Source organism: Chryseobacterium indologenes (assembly GCF_001295265.1).
Lineage (GTDB): Bacteria > Bacteroidota > Bacteroidia > Flavobacteriales > Weeksellaceae > Chryseobacterium > Chryseobacterium indologenes_A.
In genome coordinates, this window is sequence record NZ_LJOD01000009.1 from 1 (window position 1) to 24,065 (window position 24,065).

The following is a 24,065-nucleotide window of genomic DNA, read 5'->3' on the forward strand; positions in this document are numbered from 1 at the left end:
GTATTCTCAAAATTTTTAATGAAAAGTAAAATGAAATTTAGAAACTGGTTTTTAGCAGTCCTCCTCTTTTTAGCGGCAGGAATCAATGCGCAGATTAAAAATCCCGTAAAATTTAAGTTCACCGTCAATGACCTGGGGAACAATCAGTATGAAGCTGTTTTGAATGCCACCATGGAGAGCGGATGGCATATTTATTCCAAAGACCTTCCGGAAGACACGGGAATTCCTACTGAATACAAAGTTTCAGGAAAAAATATTGAACTGATCGGGAAATTCACAGAGGTTGGTAAAAAGCACGAAGAATTCTCTGAAGCTTTCGGCGGAACCATTGTGTATTATTCCAATACAGCAGGATTCAAACAGAAATTCAAGCTAAAAGATCCCGCAAAACCGGCAGAGGTTACCTCTGAAATCACCTACCAGACCTGTGATGACAGGGTATGCCTGGCCCCCAATACTTTAGAATTCAATCAAAAAGTGACACCCAAAGGTGCTGAAGAAACAGCAACAGAGGAAAACCCTGAAACGACCAAAGATTCTGCCACAATAACAGAAACGGTTACAGCAAGCCCGGCAAAAGGGGAAGTAATCGTCACTGAAGCATCTAAGCTTGATCCCAGACAGCTGAAAATTGAAACCCTGGATTTCCGGAAACCACTCACGGATTGCGGAACAGCGTCAGCAAAGGTGGAGGAAAATTACTGGACCTATTTGTTCTTAGGCTTCATTGGAGGGCTAATTGCCTTACTCACCCCTTGTGTATTCCCCATGATTCCATTAACGGTTTCATTCTTCACCAAAGGGAGCAAAAACAAGGCAAAAGGAAAAAGAGATGCGCTGATCTATGGTTTTTTCATCCTTTTAATCTTTGTTTTATTAAGCCTACCTTTCCATTTAATTGATGGAATTGCAGGAAATATCTTCAATGAAATTTCCACCAGCGTATGGCTGAATATCGCCTTCTTCATCATATTCATTTTCTTTGCAGGCAGTTTCTTCGGATACTATGATATTACCCTTCCCAGCTCTATTGCCAACAAATCTTCAAAGGCTGAGGAAGCAGGAGGAATTATCGGGATTTTCTTTATGGCTTTAACCCTTGTGATTGTTTCATTCTCATGTACAGGGCCTATCCTGGGAAGCTTGCTGGGAAGCGCCGTAACAGGTTCTGCCAACGTGCCGATGCTCCTTACTTTTGCGCTGGCAGGATTCGGACTGGCATGGGCGATTGTTTTCGGACTGCTGGCTTTATTCCCGCAGGCGTTGCAAAGTCTTCCGAAATCCGGAGGATGGATGAATACCGTGAAAGTCGTTTTAGGTTTTGTTGAATTGGCCTTAGCTTTAAAATTCTTATCCAAGGCAGACCTTGTTTCTAAAACATTCTTCTTAAAAAGAGAGCTTTTCATTGCGATATGGATCATCATTGCATTAGGACTGGCTTTATATCTGTTAGGCCTGATCCGGTTCCCGCATGATGATAAAAAACCAAAAATTTCCATTACCCGAAAGATTTTAGGGGCACTGGGAATAGGTTTTGTGATATATCTGGTTCAGGGATTAACTCCTTCAGACCGACCGAAACTTCAGCTCTTAAGCGGAATCCTGCCTCCTCTGAATGTAAGTTATTTCCATGATGAAAAAGACGGAATTTTAGGAATGCACCCTGAGCATGATTTCTTTAAAGCCATTGAAATTGCGAAAAAAGAAAACAAGCCTGTCCTGATTGACTTTACCGGATACGGATGTGAAAACTGCCGTAAAATGGAAGAATTCGTATGGAGTGAGCCGGATATCCTCCCTACCCTTCAAAACGATGTCGTCCTGGCTTCTTTATATGTTGATGACAAGGAAGAGCTTCCCGAGGACCAGAAAACAAAGATTGACCTTGGGGACGGGCAGATTAAAAAAGTAAAAACTATTGGTGATCGCTGGAGCTTATTCCAGCAGGTTAACTTCAATAACAATTCACAGCCTCACTATGTGTTAATAACACCTGGCGGAAAAGTAATCAACAACCCGGTTTCAGGATACATGCCGAAAGAGGATTTCAGCTCAATTACATATCCCTCATGTCCTCTTATATTGATAAAATCGCCTCCTTCAAACCCAAGGTACTGCCCTTTAATCCCAACCAGCTTTCCGGTAAATTCAGGCTTTTTATCCAGTGTGAAAGAACTTACTTTTGCCGGCTTTTCATAAGGGTAATCAAAGCTCCATAAGTTTTCACCTTCGCTGTAGAATTTCTGGAAGTCATCCGGGAAATATTCTTTTATTTTTTGCTGAAAATCTGCAAGATCTACTTCACCTTCAAAATCATCCTGAAGCATTTTCTTCCAGTTGGTTTTATCGGGAAGATGTTCTTTCAGAGCAACTTCTATCATCCCTGCTTCGTAGCGGTTTTCAGTTCTGGCAATCGGCAAGGCAAAAGTAGCTCCCTGATCAATCCATCTTGTAGGAATCTGAGTATTTCTTGTCACTCCTACTTTTACATCTCCGGTATAGGCCAGATATACAGTATGAGGCTGCAGCTGTATTTCTTTTTCAATTTCCAGGTCACGTTCGGCAACTCCTAAATGTGCCGTAGACAATTCCGGCCGGATAATTGTGTCACTGGCATAAGGGCTTTCAAAAAAACAGCTTTTACAGAAGCCCATCCTGTAAACCGGCTTATTTTCTCCGCAGTTTACACACTGAAATCCGGTATGCTTAATGCACAGTTCTTTTCCAAACAGCTCATTCATATGAATAAGATCCCCTGAAAGATTTAGATAATACTGAATCGGCTGTGCGTCGAAACTTGTCATTTTTAAAATTTGCCCTTGAAACTGCATTGTATTTATATTACTTTTTTAAGTAAATTTAATAATTATATTTTCAAAAAGTAAATTTATATTTTTGTACGGAAAAAAAATCACAAATGGTTTATCTAATAACAGGAGGAAGCGGATTCATAGGATCTCATTTAACAGAAAAATTATTAAGAAACGGACATTCTGTCATAAACGTTGACAATTTTGATGATTTCTACAGTTATCAGATCAAAATTAAAAATACTTTAGAGTCTATTGATGAAAATTCGGATTTTGCATTCTCTGACAAAGAGACAGATATCCGCCTGTTGGCCGAACATACTAAATCCGACCAATACACCATTTATTATCAAGACATTAGAGACAAAAAGGGACTTGAAAATATTTTCAAAACCCATTCCATCAATATGGTTATTCACCTGGCCGCTTTAGCCGGGGTACGTCCCTCCATTGACAGACCTTTAGAATACGAAGAGGTTAATGTTCGCGGAACTATGAATCTCTGGGAGCTCTGTAAAGAATTCAATGTAAAAAAATTCATATGCGCCTCCTCATCAAGTGTTTATGGGAACAATGAGAAAATCCCTTTTGAAGAAACAGATAATGTAGATAACCCGATCTCCCCGTATGCTGCCACCAAGAAATGCGGAGAAATTTTGGGACACGTATACCATAACCTTTACGGTATCGATATGATCCAATTGAGGTTTTTTACGGTATACGGCCCGAGACAGAGACCGGATCTTGCCATTCATAAGTTTACAAAACTGATTTCTGAAAGACAGGAAATCCCTTTTTATGGGGATGGAAATACCGCAAGAGATTACACCTATATTGATGATATTATTGATGGAATTATTAAGTCTGCCCTTTATTTAGAGAGCCATTCCAACGTTTATGAAATCCTGAATCTTGGTGAAAACCAGGTTATCACTTTATCTGAAATGGTAGCCGTAATAGAAGATACACTTGGAATATCTGCCACCAGAAAAAATCTGCCAATGCAACCGGGAGATGTCCGAAAAACCAATGCAGATATAGCAAAAGCCCGGACATTAATAGGCTACAAACCAGACACAGACTTCCAAAATGGCATAAAAAAATTTGTGGAATGGTTTTTGAGAAAATGACATCAGATACGTTCCTGACATAGCTGCAATGCTTTCTATGACGGGCAATGAACAAAAATTAATTAAAAAGAATTGAAAATCAAGTAATAAAAAAGCATATAATATAAGCTATTTTTATACTTTTGCAAAAAAATCAGAAAATTATGTACTGGACATTAGAATTAGCCTCATATCTAAGTGACGCACCTTGGCCAATGACAAAAGCAGAACTTATTGACTATGCAATCAGAACTGGTGCACCTATGGAAGTAGTGGAAAACCTTCAGGCTATTGAGGACGAAGGAGAGATCTATGAATCTATAGAAGAAGTTTGGAGCGATTATCCTACAGATGAGGATTTCCTTTGGAACGAAGACGAATATTAATTAGCAATAAGCTTTAAGCACAATGCTTAGAGCTTTTTTGCCCTTTTTCAGATATAAAATCACACGATAAGCGTGTCAGTAAAACGCTTAAAACGATATGTTTTAGGCATAAAGCAAAAAATTTATGAGTTTTTTAAACAAAGTTCTTAAAGGGTTTTTGGGAGACAAAAAAGCGCAGGACCTAAAAGAAGTAAAAAAAGTTGTAACAAAAATCAAAGCTGTAGAACCAGCCATCCAACAGCTCACTGATGATGGACTGAGACAAAAAACTGCTGAATTTAAAGAGAATATAAAATCTGCAACCAGCAAAATAACAGCTCAGATAGAACAGATAAAAGAGCAGGTAAAAAATTCAACGAACGTAGATGAAAAAGAAGCTCTTTTCTCAAAGATTGAATCTCTGAAAAAAGAATCATACGAAATTGAAGAGAAGGTTCTAAGCCAGATTCTTCCGGAAGCTTTTGCTCTTGTAAAAGAAACCGCAAGAAGATGGGCACAGAACGGTGAAATCCGCATTACAGCAACGGACTGGGACAGACAGCTGGCTGCTGCGGGGAAAGATTTTGTAGAGATTCAGGGAGATACTGCAATCTGGAAAAACTCATGGGATGCTGCCGGGACTCCTGTAGTCTGGGATATGGTCCACTATGATGTTCAGTTTATCGGAGGGGTTATTCTTCACAGCGGTAAAATTGCCGAAATGGCAACCGGTGAAGGTAAAACTCTGGTAGGAACATTACCTATTTACTTAAATTCTCTTCCGGAAAGAGGGGTTCACGTAGTAACCGTAAATGACTACCTTGCCAAAAGGGACTCCGCATGGATGGGACCTCTTTACCAGTTCCACGGAATGTCTATTGACTGTATTGATAACCACCAGCCAAACTCAGACGGAAGAAGAAAAGCATACAACTCAGATATTACCTACGGAACGAATAATGAATTCGGGTTCGATTATCTGAGAGATAACATGGTAACTTCACCTTCAGAACTGGTGCAGAGAGAGCTGAATTTCGCTATTGTGGATGAGGTGGACTCTGTATTGGTAGATGATGCCAGAACTCCTTTGATTATTTCCGGTCCGGTTCCACAGGGAGACAGACAGGAGTTTGATGTTCTTAAGCCATCAATCGACAGAATTGTTGAAGTTCAGAAGAAAACAGTTTCTGCAATTTTCAATGAAGCTAAAAAATTGATTGCTGCTGGAAACACTAAAGAAGGAGGATTTAAACTTCTTCAGGCCTACAGAGGTCTTCCTAAAAACAGACAGCTAATCAAATTCCTATCAGAAAGCGGAAACAGAGCATTGCTTCAGAAAGTTGAAGCACAATACATGCAGGACAACAACCGCGATATGCCGATTGTAGACAAAGATCTATATTTCGTAATCGAGGAGAAAAACAACCAGGTAGACCTTACAGACAAGGGAGTAGAATACATGTCTCAGGGGAACTCAGATCCTAATTTCTTTGTTCTTCCGGATATCGGAACCGAGATTGCTGAACTGGAAGCTAAAAACCTTTCCAAAGAAGAAGAGTTTGAAGCCAAAGAAAGACTTTTCTCTGATTTCGCTGAAAAATCTGAGCGTGTACACACCATGAGCCAGCTATTGAAAGCCTATACATTATTTGAAAAAGATGATGAGTACGTGGTTATTGATGGCGAGGTAAAAATTGTAGACGAGCAGACAGGGCGTATCATGGAAGGAAGACGTTATTCAGACGGTCTTCACCAGGCAATTGAAGCAAAAGAAAATGTAAAAATTGAAGCTGCAACCCAGACTTTTGCAACAATTACCCTTCAGAACTATTTCCGTATGTACAATAAACTTGCGGGGATGACGGGTACTGCTGAAACAGAAGCAGGCGAACTTTGGGAGATCTACAAACTTGACGTAGTGGTAATTCCTACCAACCGTCCTATTTTAAGACATGACAGACAGGATTTAGTTTACAAAACTAACCGTGAAAAATATAACGCTGTAATTGAAGAAGTTGAAAAGCTTACCGCTGCCGGAAGACCTGTTCTTGTAGGAACAACTTCTGTTGAAATTTCACAGCTCCTTTCCAAAGCCCTTCAGTTAAGAAAGATCCAGCACCAGGTATTGAACGCAAAACTTCACAAGAAAGAAGCTGAAATTGTTGCCGGGGCAGGACAACCCGGAGTGGTAACCATTGCCACCAACATGGCCGGTCGTGGTACCGATATTAAGCTTTCCAAAGAAGTAAAAGAAGCGGGTGGTTTGGCCATCATTGGTACAGAAAGACATGATTCAAGACGTGTTGACAGACAGCTTAGAGGTAGAGCAGGACGTCAGGGGGACCCTGGAAGCTCTCAGTTCTATGTATCTCTTGAAGATAATCTGATGCGTTTATTCGGTTCTGAAAGAATCGCTAAGATGATGGACAGAATGGGTCATAAAGAAGGAGAAGTTATTCAGCACTCCATGATCAGTAAGTCTATTGAAAGAGCTCAGAAAAAAGTAGAAGAAAACAACTTCGGAATCAGAAAGAGGCTTCTTGAATATGACGATGTAATGAACAAACAGCGTGATGTAATCTACAAGAGAAGAAAGAACGCTCTATTCGGAGATCACCTGAAGTATGATATCACCAACATGATTTTTGATGTAGCCAACTCTATTGCTGCTAAAGGAAAATCTACCGGAAACTTTAAAGATTTCGAGTATGATATCATCAAAACCTTTACCATGGAATCTCCGGTTTCTGAAAATGATTTCAAAACGAAAAACGTTCAGGATTTAACGAATATTCTATTTAAAGCGGCTCAGGAAGACTATCAGATGAAGCTTAACCTTCTGAAAGAAAAATCATTCCCTATCATTGAGAATGTATATCAGAATCAGGGATCTATGTTTAAAATGATCCAGGTTCCTTTCTCAGACGGACATAAGACACTGACCATCGTAGCCGATCTGAAAGAAGCTTATGAAACGAAGTGTGAAAGCCTTATCAACGATTTTGAAAAGAACATTACCCTTTCCATTATTGATGAAAACTGGAAACTTCACCTTCGTGAAATGGATGACCTTAGAAGATCTTCTCAGGGTGCCGTTTATGAGCAGAAAGATCCACTTGTTATTTACAAACAGGAATCGTTCCACTTATTTAGTGAAATGGTTGATAAAATGAACAAAGAAATTATTTCTTTCTTATATAAAGGAGAAATTCCTGCTTAGGAAATAATTAATAAAATACGTTAAAGCCCCGCTTCATGTACTTCTGAAGCGGGGCTTTATTATTTAGTGTATAATAAAATTATGACAAATATCAATCAGGTTATTTATTTAGAATAATTAAAAACAATATATTTGCAGAAAATTTCTCTTTCATGAAAAATGTACTGATCTGTGTCTCAATGCTTGGTTCTACGGTGGCTTTCGCTCAGGAAAAAGATACCATCAAATCCAATGCTATTGAAGAAGTTGTAGTGAACGGAAGGTATTATAAAAAATATGTAGAAAAACAAGGCTCATCCTCTCTCCGCCTGGATGAAGACTTAATCAAAATTCCTCAGAATATTTCTATTATTACCAACAGAGCACTGGAAGACCAGCAGGTTACTACATTAAGTGATGGTGTATTAAGAAATGTTGCCGGAGCACAAAGACTGGAACATTGGGGAGATATGTACACCAGAGTAAACATGAGAGGATCAAGGGCGGCAGCCTTTATGAACGGTGTGAATGTAACTTCAAACTGGGGACCTTTAAGTGAAGATATGAGCTTTGTTGATCATATAGAATTCATCAAAGGCCCTTCCGGGTTTCTGATGTCCAATGGAGAGCCAAGCGGTATTTACAATATTGTGACAAAAAAACCTACCGGGAACTCATTAAACGGAACGGCAAGAGTAACACTAGGAAGTTATAATATGTACCGTGGAGAGGCTGATATCGACTCCAAAATAACAGATAAGGTAGCATTCAGACTGAACTTAATGGCTCAGAACAGAAACAGCTTCAGGGATTATGAATTCAATGACCGGTATATTATCAATCCTTCATTGAAAATAAATCTTACGGATAACACAACCTTAACGGCAGAATATATTTACCAGAGAGCCAAAATGTCTGAAGTTGGTTCTGCATATGTATACAGTTTTCAGGGATATGGGGTTAAGCCTCGAGAATATACCGTTTCAGATCCCAATCTTGATCCAACCAAAGTAACCAATAATACCGTAAACTTAAACCTGCAGCATAAGTTTAATGACAACTGGAAACTGACCTCCCAATTAAGCTATGTAAACGAGTATACAATGGGAAGTGATATCTGGCCAAGTATGTTCCAGGGTAATTATATACTTCGCGGACTTAACTATTGGGAAGCCAACAACGAAATGAAATTTGGACAGATTTTCCTGAACGGCTATGCCAAAACCGGGAGTGTTTCCCATAAAATATTAGCAGGGCTTGATCTGGGAAGCAAAAAATACATAGCAGACTGGTCGCAGGCCTATAATCTGGATAAATTCAATGAAACCAATGACAGGAGCTTACCCGCGGATTTCAGATACTGGTATAATATGGATACGAATAATTATGACATCAAAGGAACCGCTCCCTACTCCGGACCAATTAATGATTTCAAGCCTTTTAACAACAGCAGCCCTCTTTCCGTAAGAGCAGGTGCAGGCGGGACGATTAACCAAAATTATACAGGCCTCTATTTACAGGATGAATTAGGGTTTCTTGATGATGCTTTAAGATTAACGTTAGCTGCAAGATACACTACCGTAAAAGAAAACAGCTACGGAACAAAATCCAGTGCCAACAGAATTACCCCTCGTATAGGATTAAGCTACTCTATCAGCGAAGATATGTCTGCCTATGCATTGTACGATCAGGCCTTTTCTCCGCAATCCGGTATATTCAGAGACGGAACAACAGCGAAACCTATAACAGGAAGCAATGTAGAAGTTGGCTTCAAAAAAGACTGGTTCGCAGGGAAATGGAACACTACCCTGTCTTTATATAACATCAATAAAGATAACACGATCACCAGTGACCCTACAGATCCAAGCTACCAATATTCCATTCTTCTTGGAAAAACAAGGGTACAGGGAGTTGAATTTGACCTTAAAGGACAGATTACCAGAGGATTTAACGCGATATTCAATTACGCATTTACAGAAAATAAATATACTGAAACCACAGCAAAGGCAACAAAAGGCGACCGTGTACCAGGATATGCCAAGCATACGGCTAATGGCTGGCTGAACTATACTTTCACAGACGGTGCACTGGAAGGATTCGGATTAAGTTTCGGAGGAAGCTATCTTGCAGACAGAAGCAGCTGGAACTGGGGAAGCTCTACCACACTTGATATGAATGACTATGTAAAGTTTGATGCCGGATTATCATGGGAAAATACCAAATTCAGAGTCAACCTTAATGTATTTAATATATTCGACAGGTACTTATACAGCGGAAGCAGTATAGATTTTCTTCAGGCTGATGGAACATACAAAGGAGGTTATTATTATCAGGCTGAAGCCCCGCGTAATTTTAGATTATCAATAGGATATAAATTTTAAATAATGAAAAGTTAGCCCTTCATCGGGTTAACTTTTTTGGTATGAAAAAAAAGCATCATTATAAGAAGAAAGCTTCACCTGCAAAAAAATGGTCGGCCAGACTGCATCTGTGGTTAGGTTTGTCTGTTGGAATTATTGTTTTCATCGTTTCACTTACGGGAACCCTGTATGTGTTTAAAGATGAGATACAGAACAGTCTCCGAAAAGAAGCCATTTATGTAAAAGGAACAGCATTCCATCCCATCTCTATTCATGTTCTGAAGGATAAAGTCAGTCGTGAGCTTCAGGAAAAGTTTCCTTTGAGCTCCGTAGAAATTCCTTTGGATAAAAATAAGTCCTACCGTTTTCTGTACTATGAGAAAAATAAAAAAGGGTGGAATTATTTTGAGGAAGTAAAGATCAACAAATTGGTCTATGTAGACCAGTATACCGGAAAAATTCTCGCTGTATATGATGAGAAATATAATTTCTTCAACATTCTGAAATACATTCACTGGAGCCTCCTTCTCAATTCCGAGTGGGGAAAATATGTAGTAGGCATACCCACAGTTCTCTTTATCATTATGCTGATCACCGGGATTGTCTTATGGTGGCCGAAAAATAAAAAAGCACGAAAAGGACGTTTCTGGTTCCGCTGGGAAAATGTTAAGACCTGGAAACGCAGAAACTATGACCTTCATAATGTATTAGGATTTTATGCCTCATTTATAGCCTTGTTAATGAGTATTACAGGGATTTATTTCGCTTATCCTTATGTGAAAAATGCCATTCATTTTACGTTATCCGGATCGGCAGACCTTCCGAAGGACAAAGAAATCCAATCTCCCGATTCACTAATGGCTAAAAACAGTTCAGTGTATGATCTTACGGCACAGCAAACAAGAAAATTATATGCAGGATCTGCCAGCTTCCGGATTCCTCTGAACGGAAAAAACAAGAAAGGAAAAGACCTTAAAAACATTCCCATCACCATCTACGGAGAAGAAGGAAAGTTCAGTGAACGAAATATGCTGGTCTTTGACAGATACTCAGGGAAACTTCTGGCCAATAAACCTCATCAGAAGCTAAGCAATGCTGAAAAATATGCGAACGCCAATTATGACATTCATACGGGATCGTATTTCGGGCTGTTTGGGAAAATCATCTGGTTCATCACCGGACTTATCTGTACCTCGCTTCCTGTAACAGGATTTCTGGTATGGTGGGGAAAGCAAAAGAAACAAGGAAAGAAAATATAATGAAAAAAGCGCTTTTATCAGCTGCGTGTTTAGGATCTGTTACCGTATTTGCACAGATTAAAGACAGTATCCAGACAAAAAATGTGGAAGAGGTTATCATGACCGCTTCCCGGAAAAAAGAAAACATCAAAGAAATACCAAGTTCTGTAACCGTTGTTGCCGAAAAGCAGATTCAGTCTCAGCTGACCGTCAATTCAGATATTACAAGCATTCTTCAGTATACGGTTCCCAGCTTAGGAACCAATTCAGGGCAGACGTCTAACACCGGACAGACTTTAAGAGGCCGCCAGGTTCTTGTCCTTATCGACGGCATCCCGCAATCTACCCCACTCAGAAACGGAGCCAGAGATTTAAGAAGTATCGACCCTTCCGTTATTGAAAGGATTGAGGTAATTAAAGGGGCTTCTTCCATTTACGGAAACGGGGCAGATGGAGGAATTATCAATTATATCACAAAAAGAAGCAAGTCTGATAAAAAAATCTCCGGGCTTTCACAGATCGGATTTACGGGACAGCCTTACAAAGGCGGGGGTACGCTTGGCGTAAGAGCCAGCCAGCTTTTATCCGGGAAGATCAGTAAGTTTGATTATCTATTCTCTTTAGCCTACGAAAGAACAGGTTATATGAAAGATGCAGACGGGATATACCTTACCCCAACCTACAGTACCGCCAAGATGGACAATTACAACGGTATGCTGAAATTAGGATACAACATCAATAATGACCAGAGAATTGAAGCCTCATACATTGGCTATGCTTCAAAATCGGATCTCAACTTAGGATTAAAAACCGGAAAATATGGAATTAAGCCGACTATCGGAGACGGTATCGGAAAAAGCCTTGAAACTACACCTCAGGGAACCCCTAAAAATCATAATTTCAGAATCAATTACGACAACCAGAATATGTTCTGGGGCACCACTTCACTGAACTTTAACGCCTATATGCAGGATTTTAAAACTGTATATGGTTATAGCGACACTTTCTTCGGAGGCGGACAGTCTAATGTCATATCCAAAAAATACGGAGCCAGAATTAATTTTGACACCAGATTGTGGAATGCAGTAAACTCACAGGCTGAAATCATGTACGGAATGGATATCCTGAATGATCAGACCGTTCAGAAACTGGAGGACGGCCGCTACTGGACCCCGGATATGAACATGACCAACCTTGCCCCTTTCCTTTTGATAAAAGTGGATCTTTTAAAGAAGCTTACCCTTAAAGGAGGCCTCCGCTATGAAAATATGAAAGTTAATGTGGGAGATTTCAATACCCTTTCCACCCTCAAAAGTGACGGCACTTTTACAGAAAGTATTTTTGTAGCAGGCGGAAAATTAAAATACAATGCCCTGGTAGCCAACCTTGGAGTACGTTATAACATCGACCCTTTCCTGAACCTGTTCGGAAGCTTCTCACAATCCTACTCCATCAATGAGCTGGGAAGAATTTTAAGAACCTCAACGCAGGGAACCATTCAGAAACTTGAAACCAAGCCAATCATCGTCAACAATTATGAGTTGGGAGCTACAGGACAGATTTCAAAATGGATCAATTATGAGATCACATCTTATGTGAGTACTTCAAAATTAGGAGCTTCATTTGTACAAAGCCCAGACAGAGCTTTAACCATTCAGAGATCGCCTGAAATTGTGTATGGCGTGGAAGGTTTTTTACATTTTAATCCTGCACGATGGATCAGCTTCGGTGGAAGCTACAGCTGGATGGAAGGAATTACCTCATTAAAAGACGATGGTGATTATTCAGCCAAAATCAACAACAGCAGAATTTCCGCCCCTAAAGTTCTTGCTTATATCCAGGCAAAACCGGTTCCTGCCCTTTCCCTTGGAATTGATATGCTTCACGCTTTCCAACAGGACAGATTCCAGCCTAATACCAAGACAGGGCTATTTGCTTACGGTGAAGGCTATGTTCCTGAATACACTGTTTTCAATTTCAAATCTAGCTATGAGGTGAATAAAAACTGGAAAGTCTCTCTTGGTGTTGAAAATATATTCAACAGAATGTATCAGCCTGCTATTGCCTGGTGGTCTGCCAGAGACAGTGAATTTGTAAACGCACCGGGAACCAGAGGAACTTTAATGCTGGAATATAAATTTTAATTAATCTAAATAAAAAGTAAAACTTATCTTTGTCTTGCTTTTCCTACCTATATGAAGAAAAAACATCATCATAAAAAGAAACCGGGATTTTTTAAAAAGTGGTCATCTAAACTGCATTTATGGTTTGGATTGGGGATTGGGTTCCTGATCTTCATTATTTCTATCACCGGAGCATTATACGTCTTTAAAGACGAGGTGGAAAACTTTACCCGCAAAGATGCTATTTATCATAACGAGCAGGATATAGAGAAAAAAGAGGTCCTTCCGATCAGAGTGATGGAAAAAGCCGTAGCGGAACAGGTAAAGGAAAAATACCCTATCCACTGGGTAAATATTCCTATTGATAAGAAAATGTCTTACATGTTCTTCTGGTATGAGCACAATACGAAGGCCTGGAATTATTTTGACGAATACCCAATCTATAAGCAGGCTTATGTTAATCCCTACACCGGAAAAGTCTTAAGGGTTTATGATGAAAAGAACGGATTCTTCAACATCGTAAAAATGATCCACTGGAGTTTCCTTCTGAAGCAGGACTGGGGAGCTTATGTTGTAGGAATCCCTGTTATTATTTTTATCATTATGCTGATCACGGGAATTGTTTTATGGTGGCCCAGAAATAAAGCGGCAAGAAAACAGCGCTTTTCATTTAAATGGAAAAATGTTAAAAGCTGGAAAAGAAAGAATTATGATCTTCACAACGTGCTTGGGTTTTACGCTTCCGTCTTTGCTTTAATTTTCTCCATCACCGGATTATTCTATGCATTTTTCGTTGTTCAGGCCATGATTTATATGCTGTTTTCCGGAGGAGAAACAAAATATCCGGACTTTTCCTACATTAAAACCAAAGCACCTGTTGAGCTGAGAACAGAAGGTACACTGGATAAAATCATCAACACAGTGAAGCAGAAATATCCTGATTCTTATGGTTTTGCTATAGATTTGGGGCACGAACACATGGACGATCATGAACATCCGAATTTCGAGGTGTATGTAAAGCACCTTTCCTACTCTTACCACAAAAGCAGCAGCCTGATCTTTGATGAAAATTCCGGAGAACTTCTCCACACCCACGACCCTAAGGATAAAAACTTCGGGGAAAAAGTGATTAATGCCAATTATGACATTCATGTTGGTGCCATTCTGGGATTGCCAACCAAAATTATTGCATTCATTGTCAGTCTAATATGCGCCTCTCTTCCGGTTACAGGGTTTATGGTCTGGTGGGGAAGAAGAAAAAAGAAACCGGCCGGAGCTGCCTGAAACTTTTTTAAATAAATGTTTAGTTAATAATCCATTAATACAATCTTTTTTATAATTTTAACGCCTTAGAATTATAATAGAAATGTCATTAATAGATTTATCAAAACAAGTTGCCCTGGGAATTGACATCGGAGGAACGAATACAAAGTTCGGAGTAGTAAACCACCGCGGCGAAGTCCTGGAAAAAGGAAGTCTGAGAACCGATGAATATGATAAGGTAGAAGATTTCATTGATGCTTTATATGAACAGGTACACCCTTTAATAGAAAAGCACGGCACGGAAAAAAACTTTGACGGAATCGGAGTAGGCGCTCCTAATGCCAACTATTATAAAGGAACAATAGAACAGGCCCCTAACCTGCCATGGAAAGGCGTTATTCATTTTACAGATCTGATGACTGCCAAATTCAACCTTCCATGTAAGGTGACCAATGATGCCAATGCTGCCGCTCTTGGAGAAATGCTTTTCGGAGCAGCCCGCGGAATGAAAGATTTCATCATGATTACCCTGGGAACAGGCGTTGGAAGCGGAATTATTTCCAATGGCAGCCTGATCTACGGACATGACGGTTTTGCCGGAGAGCTGGGACATACCATTGTAAAGCCCGGCGGAAGAAAGCACTGGAGCACAGGATCTGAAGGAAGCCTGGAAGCCTATGCTTCTGCAACCGGAATCGCTATTACAGCCAAGAAAATGAGAGCCGAATTTCCTGAATCCATGCTGAATCAGTACCCTGAAGATGAAATCAATTCTAAAACTGTTCATGAATGTGCATTGAAAGGAGACCCTATCGCTATTGAGGTTTTCAGATATACCGGACAGAAATTGGGTGAAGCTCTAGCCAACTTTGTAATGTTTTCTTCACCGGAAGCCATTCTTCTTTTCGGAGGCGTAATCAAAGCTGGAGACTTTATTCTGAAGCCCGCTAAACTCTACATGGAAAGGAACCTTCTGCCGATCTTCCGAAATAAGGTAAAACTGGTTTTCAGTGAGCTGGATGAAGCAGATGCAGCAATCTTAGGAGCAAGTGCCCTTGTCTGGGAGAAATAAGAGAATAAATTAAATAATCAAGCAGTCTATATGGCTGCTTTTTTTGTTCACGATACAAATATGTACAGATCTTCTTTTAGTAAATAAGGGAATATAATGCCACAGAAATCCTTTAATACAGTTAGTAGAATTTATTCAATAGAGGCGGACATTAATCCTTCTAAATAATAAAAGACCATCCACGGGCTTTAGTATCGTGACACCAAGATATTTCATTCATTTATAGTTTCTATCGATGTAACATTTGCATTATTTGTATTTAAAACCACTAAAGTTTTTCTTACTTTTGATTGGTTTTTCGGGACCACAACCCTGCAAAAACAATGAATAAAAACAATCAATTACAATGGAGAATAATAAATTTGAGCAGATCACTTTCGGAGGCGGCTGCTTCTGGTGTGTGGAAAGCTGTTTTAATATGCTGAAAGGAGTAAAGTCTGCTGTTTCCGGATATTCGGGAGGGCACAAGGAAAATCCGACCTATGAAGAAGTCTGCACCGGTGAAACGGGCCACGCAGAAGTTGTACAGATTACTTATGATCCTGCTGTTATTTCTTATGAACAGCTTATGGATGTATTTTTCTTCCTTCATGATCCTACCCAGCTGAACAGACAGGGCAATGACATAGGCACCCAATACCGTTCGGTTATTTACTATAAAGATGAGGCTGAAAAAGCTAAAGCAGAAGAAGCTTTAAAAGCATCTGAAGCCTCGGGAAGATGGCCAGGAACATATGTTACAGAACTTACAAAGTTTGAAAAATTCTGGCCGGCAGAACAGTATCACCAGGGATATTATAATGAAAACCCCACACAGCCTTACTGCAGCGCAGTGGTAGGGCCTAAGATCCAGAAGTTCAAAAAACATTACGGAGCATTGGAAATGCTGAATGCAGAATAAAAACAGGAAGAGAGATAAAATAAAATTTGTCTCTCTTTTTTTATTCTTCTGCCACTAGTGTATCTTTTTGTTTTCCTGCATATTTGAATATAATCCAGGAAGTTGATCTTCTTAATTCCCGTCCTGTATCGGGATCTACACCATCAGCTGTAAAAAACTCAACTTCATTATTATATTTTGAATACCATGTTTTCCCGGCAGCATTCAGGTCTGTCAATGTATCCTTTCTCATAATCTTTTTGAAATATATAAAATCATGTTTGTTCATGGCGACTATTGTAAGCCCGGGTCTGATAAAACTGCTGTCGGTCCCTATATACCTCTCTCCATTCCAGTACATGTATTTCTTTTCGGCAGAAGACCCCATTGACATAAACCCCAAAGCTCCTGAATAGTCTTTATTCACTTTCTTATTATTGGAAAAAAGTACATTTCCGGTAACCAGACAGATGAGTAGAGCAATCTCCATAATACCCATACCGTTCTTTTTCATAAAGTCCGGCATCTTAAAATGCTGCTCATTTGTAATATTGATGTTGATTTTAGAAAGATTTTCGGTAATAGATTCTTCATCTTTGTCCACCCTTATTTTTACCGTTGTAGAGTTCGCTTTTTCATCTGTTTTAATGAAAGTCCTGGAAAATTCTGAGAAATCTCTATAGCCTGCATATTGGCTAAGCTTATCAAGCTTATAGGGTTCAATCTTGACTTTTTCCCCTGTCTCTGCAATATAAGCATCGTAATACCTTACTAAGGTTCTGTCTGCAATATCAAAATTCAATGTATCGCTTAAATATAGACTTAAATATAAAGCTATCCCATTCTTCGTATCCCTTCCTGAGCCTATCTCTCCTAGTCTAAAAACCTCATGAATTAATAGTTTTACCTTGGACATATTTAGTTTTTTACAGCCGTTACAAAATAGGTAATTTTTCATCATACCACATTACGGCTTTCCGTAACACAGCATCTGTCCATTCTTTGTCTATCGATGTCGATGTTCTGTCAGCAATCACCTGCATTATTTTCTACAACTTTGCCATAGAAATCAGTGACAAACAAAACATTACAGAAACAAAAATACAAAACTGATTTCAAACTACCAGATAAAACGGAGGTAAAACTCCGGGTTGGGAAGCAGATGTTTTCTCCTCCGTTTTTGAAGGTTCACTTCCCAAAAATTTAGAAGCGCTTCAAATTTTTTAAGCATGCAGCTCTACCTGTGATCGGTTTCGCGGGCAACTGCAGAAGTACCCAATTTTTAAATTTTTAAGAAGATGATACAGTTCATTCTAATGCTATTAGGTTTAGCATTCTCAAATAATAATGCCCATACAGTAACAGATAATAACGGACAAAATCCGGTAACCGTGCAGAGCGACGGCGGCGGCGGTGCAGGTTTAGATCCGGGAGAACCTGGAGAGCCTGTAGGAGGAAACTCAGGTCAACTACCGCCGCCGCCTCAGCCTAAACCTTAATAAGAACACGTAAAATACTAGGACAGATTGTACAAATCTGTCCTTTTTCTTATTTTGCATGTAAAACAAGCAGCTATGAAATGGTTACTATTTGTCCTATTAGGATTAGCCCTATTCTCATGTAAGAAAAAAAAATATATAGCATATGATAATAAAAATTACAAAAAGGCGAGGGTTTGCAGAGAATCAAATGCAGCAGACTCTGCTTTTTACTATTATAACTTGGCTAAAAATGATTATCTTAAAATTAACGATTCATTAGGGATAGCAAAATCTTTAGTAAATATGGCTATGATTCAGACCAACAAAGGAGATTTTTATGGAGGAATTGAATCTTCATTGGAGGCCAACAAATATCTTAAAAAGGAAAAAGACAGTACCGTAAGGAGTACGTTAGCAACAAATTACAATAATATTGCTCTAGCATTTCATTTTCTTAAAAGTTTTGACAAATCCTTTGATTTTTATTTTAAAGCTTTAACATATATAGAAAATGAAGATGATAAACTTTTATGCTATAATAACATTGGCGATGTATTAGTTACACAAGGAAATTTTAAACTGGCTAAAAAATATTTACAAAAGGCTTTACTCACCAATAATAGTACTAATTACTCAAAGGCCTTAAATAATCTTGCGAAAGCAAAATATCTTGATGATGAAAATTATAATCCTCTTCCTGAATTATATCAGGCATTAGAGATTAGAGAAAGTAATAAAGATGAATTGGGAAAAAACTCTAGTTTTGAAACTCTATCAGAATATTATGCAAAAAAAGATAAATCATTATCATTATCCTTTGCCAAAAAAATGTTTGAAACAGCTGTCAATACTAAAAGACCTAGCGATCAAATACTAGCATTACAAAAAATTATAATACTAGATCCGCAGAATTATCTAACAAATTTTCAAAAATTTATTTCTATCAATAGTGATCTCCAAACTGAAAGAAATAAAGCAAAAAATCAATTTGCATTTGTCCGTTATGATTTAGAAGGAAGAAGAGCCGAAAATGAAATACTAAAATCCAATAGTTTAAAAAAGAATTTTGGTTTATTGACGTTATCTACTCTCTTGATTGGTGGAGGATTTTGGTATAGAAAAAGAAAAATAAGACTTCAACAGGAAAAAGAGCTCGAAGTCAAAAACACCCAGCTCAAAATGTCCAAAAAAGTTCATGATGTTGTGGCTAACGGTATTTATCAGGTGATGACCAAAATAGAAAATCAGGAAAGCTTCGATAAAGAAAAGGCCCTTGACGAGCTTGAATTTGTTTACGAAAAATCAAGAGACATTTCCTACGATAAACTGGATCAGATGGGCAGCCCAAAAGATTGTAAGGAAAAAATTTCCAATCTTATCGCTTCGTTCAAAAATGATGATACAGACACCTATACCGTAGGCAATGAAGAAGAAATATGGACAACCATGCCCCAATCTCATTTTGAAGAAGTTTATCAGGTCATCCGCGAGCTGCTCGTAAATATGAAAAAACACAGCCAGGCATCCCGTGTCGTTTTAAAATTTGAAAGATCTGAAAACCAGGTTGAGATCCACTATACAGATAACGGAATTGGAATTCCGGGTGACATCATTCACAAAAATGGCCTTACCAATACGGTTTCCCGTATTGCAGCTATAAAAGGAGCTATTATTTTTGACACCAAAACCGAAAAAGGACTGAAAATCAACATTTCATTTCCTGTTTCTTAAAAATGTAAAACAATGTTCGAAAAAATCTTAATAGCCGAAGACCATGAAAGCAGCAGCATCTCTGTACAGAAAACATTAGAAGACCTTCATATTACCAATGCTGATTATGTCTACTATTGTGATGATGCACTCGCTAAAATCCAGAAATCCATCCGGGAAAATGATCTGTATGATCTGCTCATTACCGATCTTTCCTTTGAAGAAGACCACCGCGAGCAAAATATAAAAAACGGGATAGAACTTATCCAGAAAATCCGGGAATTGCAGCCTTCCATTAAAGTGATCGTTTTTTCTGCAGAGCATAAATCCGGAATTATAGATTCCCTGTTTACCCAATACCACATCAACGGCTACGTCCGAAAAGCGAGAAACGACTCCAAGGAATTAAAAAAGTCCATTGCCTCTGTTTTTATCAATGAAAACTATTTATCTTTAGACCTGAAAAGAGAAGTTAAAAAGCTCAACAGCTACGAATTCACAGCCTATGACATCAACATTGTCTCCCTTCTTTCCAAAGGAATTCTGCAAAAAAACATTCCTGATCATCTTAAAGCAAAAGGAATTACCCCCAACAGCCTGAGCAGTGTAGAAAAAAAGCTGAACAGCCTAAAAGAAGACCTGCAGGTAACCAGCAACGAACAGCTTGTAGCGTTTTGTAAAGACCTGGGAATTATTTAAGATTTCAAAAACTCATGATACAGCCTTTCATTTTTGAGAGGCTTTTTTGTTTTACGGATTCCCGTAAGGATTGGGTTTTAAAGGACATTACTTTTGAAAAATAAATCAATTAAAACAAACGATTATGAAAAAGTACTATGTAAACAAAACAGCACAATCTGATGGAGATCACGAGGTACATAACGAAAATTGCTCATTTCTGCCGAGCATTGAAAACAGAAAATACTTAGGTACGTTTTCCTCTTGTGTAGAGGCTATAAAAGAAGCAAAAAAAGATTACCCAAAGTCAAACGGTTGCTATTATTGCTCAAATGCCTGTCATACCAAATAATCATAACAAGACTTAAATCATGGAAAACGAACTTACATTTTACCAAGACGGGTTTGTAACAGTTACACAATCCCGGTATGTTACCGAATCAAAAACATACGCCATGAGAAATATATCTTCTGTTCATGTTTTTGAAATAATTAAAAGTAGAACTAAAGCAGTATTAATGATCATTTTCGGATTATTTCTTCTTTTCTCAAAGGATATTTTCTGGATAGGAATAATCATTATAGCTTTAGGAATTTGGTGGCTATTTTCAATTAAGAATGAATATGCTGTGAGAATAAGCACTAATGCGGGTGAGGCTAACAGTATCACTTCAAAAAACAGAGATTACATTCAAAAAATCGTCAATGCATTAAATGATGCCATCATCCACCGAGGTTAATTAAAAACAATTTTACTATGAAAAAACTACTCTTCACTACCCTCTTAGGCTCAGGTCTATTACTTCCTGCCAGCTTCACGGCTGCACCACAAAAGACTAAGTCTGAAATCTCTAACAAGAAACCAAAGAAAAAAACTTCAAAAAGCAAAAAAAACAGCAATAGCAGAAGCTTTACATCATACGCATCAAACAGAGGATGTACTTATAACGGAAACCAATTGTATGTAGGCAAAAGAGGTGGTTGTTATTATTACACGGGAAACAGCAAACAATATGTAGACCGGTCATATTGCTCAGGTTGTAATTAAACCTCTATCCATCTAAAAAAACTAAAAACACTCAACATATATCAAAAAAGCGAAGATTTCTCTTCGCTTTTTTATTTTCTGACCATTTCCGTGTGGGGAATATCATCTTCCAGATATTTTTTCCCGGTATCTTCAAATCCGAACCCGGAATAGAACCTCAGTAAATAATCCTGTGCAGAAATTCTTACCGCTGTTGTATGAAAACGGTTTTCTATTGTTTCCACAGCATATTGGATCAGCTGCTTTCCTAAGCTTTTTCCCCTCGCCCTTTCTGTTGTGAGCACTCTTCCGATAGAAGTTTCATCATATTTGATTCCTTTATCAAAGATACGGCAGTAAGCCAGAACATCACCGTTTTCTTCTGCCCAGATATGAACCGCTTTCTGATCATAATTATCCAGATCAGGATAAGGACAGTTCTGCTCTATCACAAATACATCAATACGGGCTTTAAGGATAGCATACAGCTCCGGTACGGTAAATTCATCAAATGTTTTAATCTTCCAGACTATATTACTCATCAAAAGTGACATGGTTAAGCGTTAAAAAGTCATTCGTCTTTTCAATAAAATCCAGGATTTCCTCACAGCCTTCCTTCTTTTCCGCAGACGTTACATACAGCTCTGGAAGATCCTCCCAGGTCTTATGAAGTTCCATTTTATAAGCTTCCACATTGGTTACCACAGCTCCCGGCTTGATTTTATCTGATTTAGTGAATACAATAGAGAACGGCACTCCGCTCTCCCCGCACCATTGGATGAATTCAAGATCAATTTTCTGAGGATTATGTCTTATATCTACCAGCACAAAAAGATTCACCAGATTCCTCCTGTTTAAAATATAATTGGTAATCAGTTTTTCAAAATCCTTTCTTATAGACTTGGAAACTTTGGCATATCCATAGCCTGGTAAATCCGTTAAATACCAGTTTTCATTTACTAAAAAATGATTGATCAGCTGTGTTTTTCCCGGAGTCTGAGAAGTTTTGGCCAGATCCTTATGATTCATCATCGCATTGATCAGGGACGACTTCCCTACATTAGATCTTCCGATAAAAGCATATTCAGGAAGCGTTGGCTCAGGACAATCCTGCCATTTTCCGCTGCTCTTTACAAAATTTGCTGTTTTAATAACCATTTCTCGAATATTTTTAGAAAAATAAACCATTAAGAAAAGCTCTTAATGGTCATTATATGTTGTATGTATTTATACTTTATTTTTTAACCAGCTGTACAGAATCTCATTGAATTCATCCGGTTTTTCCATCATCGCAGCATGCCCGCAGTGATCAATCCAGAACAGATCTGAATTCGGGATAAACTTATGCATATCCTCTGCTACTTCCGGAGGTGTTACATTATCCTGTTTTCCCCAGATAAGACACGTAGGAGTCTTGATCTTGGGAAGGTCATTCAGCATATTGTGTTTGATGGCACTTCTTGCAAGCATCACCGTCTTGATTCCTTTCATCCTGTCGTTCACCACAGAAAATACTTCTTCTACAAGATCTTCTGTTGCAATTGCCGGATCGTAAAAAACCTCCTCCGTTTTCTTCCTGATGTAGGAACGGTCATTCTTTCGGGGAAAACTGTCTCCGAAAGTTCTTTCATACAGACCTGAACTCCCGGTAAGAACAAGATTCTTTACCAGATCCGGTCTTGCCAGGGTTAAAATAAGCCCTACATGCCCTCCCATTGAATTTCCTACAATAGTAACAGGTCCTGAAATATGACTCTCTATAAACTTGATAATATATTTTGCAAGCGTGGTAAGATTTGTATTGAGTACCGGCAGATCATAGATCGGCAGCTGAGGCACATATACCCTGAAACCTCTTTCCGAAAAAAAATCTACCATTTTATCGAAATTACTCAAACCACCCATTAAACCGTGCAACAGCACCAATGGATGTCCTTCTCCCGCCTCTACAAAAGTATATTTCTTTTCTTTTTTTGTACTAAATATCATATAATGCCTTAATAAAGCCTTGCAAAAATACAAATTAAACCTCAAAAATATTTTGATTACCCTAATTTAAAATAAAAATAATATAATCTCCCCCTTTTTCTTCATTTTTTTCAGAACCACTTTAGTATGGCTTAAATAAGACTTTTCACAACCTTCCGGATACCAGCCACTTACCCCTTAAAAGCTAAATCTTTAATAAAACTTATTAACATTAAGTCAAAAAGTGGGAAAAAGTGGGAAATTTTGGAAACTTTTATATAAATTTGTCCCAAATGAAAAATTTCATTGGAACATATGAGTGTAAAATTGACGACAAAGGCCGCTTAAAAGTTCCTTCATCTTTAATTAAACAGATGGAAAACTTCGACGATAAGGCGTTTGTAGTCAAGAGATCTGTGTTCCAACCCTGTCTGGAAGTTTACCCAATGAATGCCTGGGACAAACTGATGGGCAAAATAAACAAATTAAACAGATTCATTAAAAAGAATGCTGATTTCATACGAATGTTTACGGCAGGCGTAAAAACAGTAGAACTGGATAATGCAGGAAGACTTCAGATCTCTAAAGATCTGGTAACCTTTGCAAACCTTCAGAAAGACACTGTAATTACCAGCGCAGGAGAGCTTTTCGAAATTTGGGATAAAGACGCCTATGAAAAGGTGATTGCTACCAACGAAGCCGATTTTGCCAGCCTTGCTGAAGATGTGATGGGCTCTTTCGATGAAGAATAAGAACCACGCAGTTGTAGCGTGATAAAAAAC

21 protein-coding genes and 1 pseudogene are annotated in these 24,065 nt (G+C 38.5%); 17 read left to right on the forward strand and 5 right to left on the reverse strand.

All coding sequences use genetic code 11. The annotated features are described in order from the left end of the window. Positions 1-30 precede the first annotated feature (30 nt). Positions 31-2,049, forward strand: a pseudogene (locus AOB46_RS13625) (cytochrome c biogenesis protein CcdA); the annotation flags it as partial. Here AOB46_RS13625 and AOB46_RS13630 read toward each other — a convergent pair. Next, complete coding sequence (locus AOB46_RS13630) at positions 1,977-2,831, reverse strand: DUF2797 domain-containing protein (RefSeq protein WP_241489212.1); 855 nt, start codon at positions 2,829-2,831, stop codon at positions 1,977-1,979. The pseudogene AOB46_RS13625 and the gene AOB46_RS13630 overlap by 73 nt on opposite strands. An 86-nt stretch (positions 2,832-2,917) precedes the next feature. Between AOB46_RS13630 and AOB46_RS13635 the strand changes: the two genes are divergently transcribed. From AOB46_RS13635 to msrA, 9 genes are all read left to right on the forward strand, one after another. Next, a complete protein-coding gene (locus tag AOB46_RS13635) occupies positions 2,918-3,940 on the forward strand; it encodes a GDP-mannose 4,6-dehydratase (protein WP_062700276.1) in 1,023 nt (340 codons plus the stop codon). A gap of 143 nt (positions 3,941-4,083) precedes the next feature. Next, complete coding sequence (locus tag AOB46_RS13640) at positions 4,084-4,305, forward strand: DUF2795 domain-containing protein (RefSeq protein ID WP_002662059.1); 222 nt, start codon at positions 4,084-4,086, stop codon at positions 4,303-4,305. Between the two features lie 124 nt (positions 4,306-4,429). Further along, entirely contained in the window at positions 4,430-7,504 is a 3,075-nt protein-coding gene (secA, locus tag AOB46_RS13645) for a preprotein translocase subunit SecA (protein ID WP_062700278.1), read from the forward strand. Between the two features lie 152 nt (positions 7,505-7,656). After that, complete coding sequence (locus tag AOB46_RS13650; protein WP_062700280.1) at positions 7,657-9,864, forward strand: TonB-dependent siderophore receptor; 2,208 nt, start codon at positions 7,657-7,659, stop codon at positions 9,862-9,864. A 41-nt stretch (positions 9,865-9,905) separates the two neighbouring features. Further along, positions 9,906-11,102 carry a PepSY-associated TM helix domain-containing protein gene (locus tag AOB46_RS13655; RefSeq protein ID WP_062700282.1) on the forward strand — a complete coding sequence of 399 codons (1,197 nt, stop codon included), beginning with the start codon at positions 9,906-9,908 and terminating at the stop codon, positions 11,100-11,102. Continuing rightward, positions 11,102-13,225, forward strand: coding sequence for a TonB-dependent receptor (locus AOB46_RS13660; protein ID WP_062700673.1), 2,124 nt, complete (start codon positions 11,102-11,104; stop codon positions 13,223-13,225). Before AOB46_RS13655 ends, AOB46_RS13660 begins: the two co-directional genes overlap by 1 nt. Before the next feature lie 51 nt (positions 13,226-13,276). After that, positions 13,277-14,488 carry a PepSY-associated TM helix domain-containing protein gene (locus AOB46_RS13665; protein WP_062700284.1) on the forward strand — a complete coding sequence of 404 codons (1,212 nt, stop codon included), beginning with the start codon at positions 13,277-13,279 and terminating at the stop codon, positions 14,486-14,488. Positions 14,489-14,570: 82 nt separating this feature from the next. Then, complete coding sequence (locus AOB46_RS13670; protein WP_062700286.1) at positions 14,571-15,539, forward strand: ROK family protein; 969 nt, start codon at positions 14,571-14,573, stop codon at positions 15,537-15,539. A gap of 346 nt (positions 15,540-15,885) precedes the next feature. After that, positions 15,886-16,440 carry a peptide-methionine (S)-S-oxide reductase MsrA gene (gene msrA / locus AOB46_RS13675; protein WP_062700288.1) on the forward strand — a complete coding sequence of 185 codons (555 nt, stop codon included), beginning with the start codon at positions 15,886-15,888 and terminating at the stop codon, positions 16,438-16,440. A gap of 40 nt (positions 16,441-16,480) precedes the next feature. On the opposite strand, the gene AOB46_RS13680 is transcribed toward msrA, so the two are convergent. Further along, entirely contained in the window at positions 16,481-17,335 is an 855-nt protein-coding gene (locus AOB46_RS13680) for a hypothetical protein (RefSeq protein ID WP_062700290.1), read from the reverse strand. A 382-nt stretch (positions 17,336-17,717) separates the two neighbouring features. On the opposite strand from AOB46_RS13680, the gene AOB46_RS13685 reads away from it, so the two are divergent. The 6 genes from AOB46_RS13685 to AOB46_RS23220 all read left to right on the forward strand — a co-directional run bounded on the left by AOB46_RS13685 (position 17,718) and on the right by AOB46_RS23220 (position 21,336). Beyond that, positions 17,718-17,918: a hypothetical protein gene (locus AOB46_RS13685; RefSeq protein WP_131724379.1), complete on the forward strand. Its 201-nt coding sequence runs from the start codon at positions 17,718-17,720 to the stop codon at positions 17,916-17,918. Positions 17,919-17,993: 75 nt separating this feature from the next. Next, positions 17,994-19,631, forward strand: a complete 1,638-nt coding sequence (locus tag AOB46_RS13690; protein ID WP_062700298.1) for a tetratricopeptide repeat-containing sensor histidine kinase — start codon at positions 17,994-17,996, stop codon at positions 19,629-19,631. Positions 19,632-19,643: 12 nt separating this feature from the next. Beyond that, complete coding sequence (locus AOB46_RS13695) at positions 19,644-20,309, forward strand: response regulator (protein ID WP_062700300.1); 666 nt, start codon at positions 19,644-19,646, stop codon at positions 20,307-20,309. A gap of 124 nt (positions 20,310-20,433) precedes the next feature. After that, positions 20,434-20,640: a hypothetical protein gene (locus AOB46_RS23655; protein ID WP_082377141.1), complete on the forward strand. Its 207-nt coding sequence runs from the start codon at positions 20,434-20,436 to the stop codon at positions 20,638-20,640. Positions 20,641-20,659: 19 nt separating this feature from the next. Next, positions 20,660-21,028, forward strand: a complete 369-nt coding sequence (locus tag AOB46_RS13700; RefSeq protein WP_062700302.1) for a DUF6232 family protein — start codon at positions 20,660-20,662, stop codon at positions 21,026-21,028. A gap of 17 nt (positions 21,029-21,045) precedes the next feature. Continuing rightward, entirely contained in the window at positions 21,046-21,336 is a 291-nt protein-coding gene (locus AOB46_RS23220) for a hypothetical protein (protein ID WP_131724381.1), read from the forward strand. A gap of 71 nt (positions 21,337-21,407) precedes the next feature. Here AOB46_RS23220 and AOB46_RS13705 read toward each other — a convergent pair whose 3' ends face one another. From AOB46_RS13705 to AOB46_RS13715, 3 genes are all read right to left on the reverse strand, one after another. Continuing rightward, positions 21,408-21,857 (reverse strand): GNAT family N-acetyltransferase, encoded by a 450-nt coding sequence (locus AOB46_RS13705; protein ID WP_062700304.1) that lies wholly within the window; start codon positions 21,855-21,857, stop codon positions 21,408-21,410. Continuing rightward, the gene (gene yihA, locus AOB46_RS13710) at positions 21,850-22,473 is read right to left on the reverse strand and encodes a ribosome biogenesis GTP-binding protein YihA/YsxC (RefSeq protein ID WP_062700675.1); all 624 of its coding nucleotides are present in this window, start codon (positions 22,471-22,473) and stop codon (positions 21,850-21,852) included. The genes AOB46_RS13705 and yihA overlap by 8 nt, the downstream gene beginning before the upstream one ends. 69 nt (positions 22,474-22,542) lie before the next feature. Beyond that, positions 22,543-23,304, reverse strand: coding sequence for an alpha/beta fold hydrolase (locus AOB46_RS13715; RefSeq protein ID WP_062700306.1), 762 nt, complete (start codon positions 23,302-23,304; stop codon positions 22,543-22,545). A 272-nt stretch (positions 23,305-23,576) separates the two neighbouring features. On the opposite strand from AOB46_RS13715, the gene mraZ reads away from it, so the two are divergent. Next, a complete protein-coding gene (mraZ, locus tag AOB46_RS13720) occupies positions 23,577-24,035 on the forward strand; it encodes a division/cell wall cluster transcriptional repressor MraZ (RefSeq protein ID WP_062700308.1) in 459 nt (152 codons plus the stop codon). The last annotated feature ends 30 nt before the right edge of the window (positions 24,036-24,065 follow it).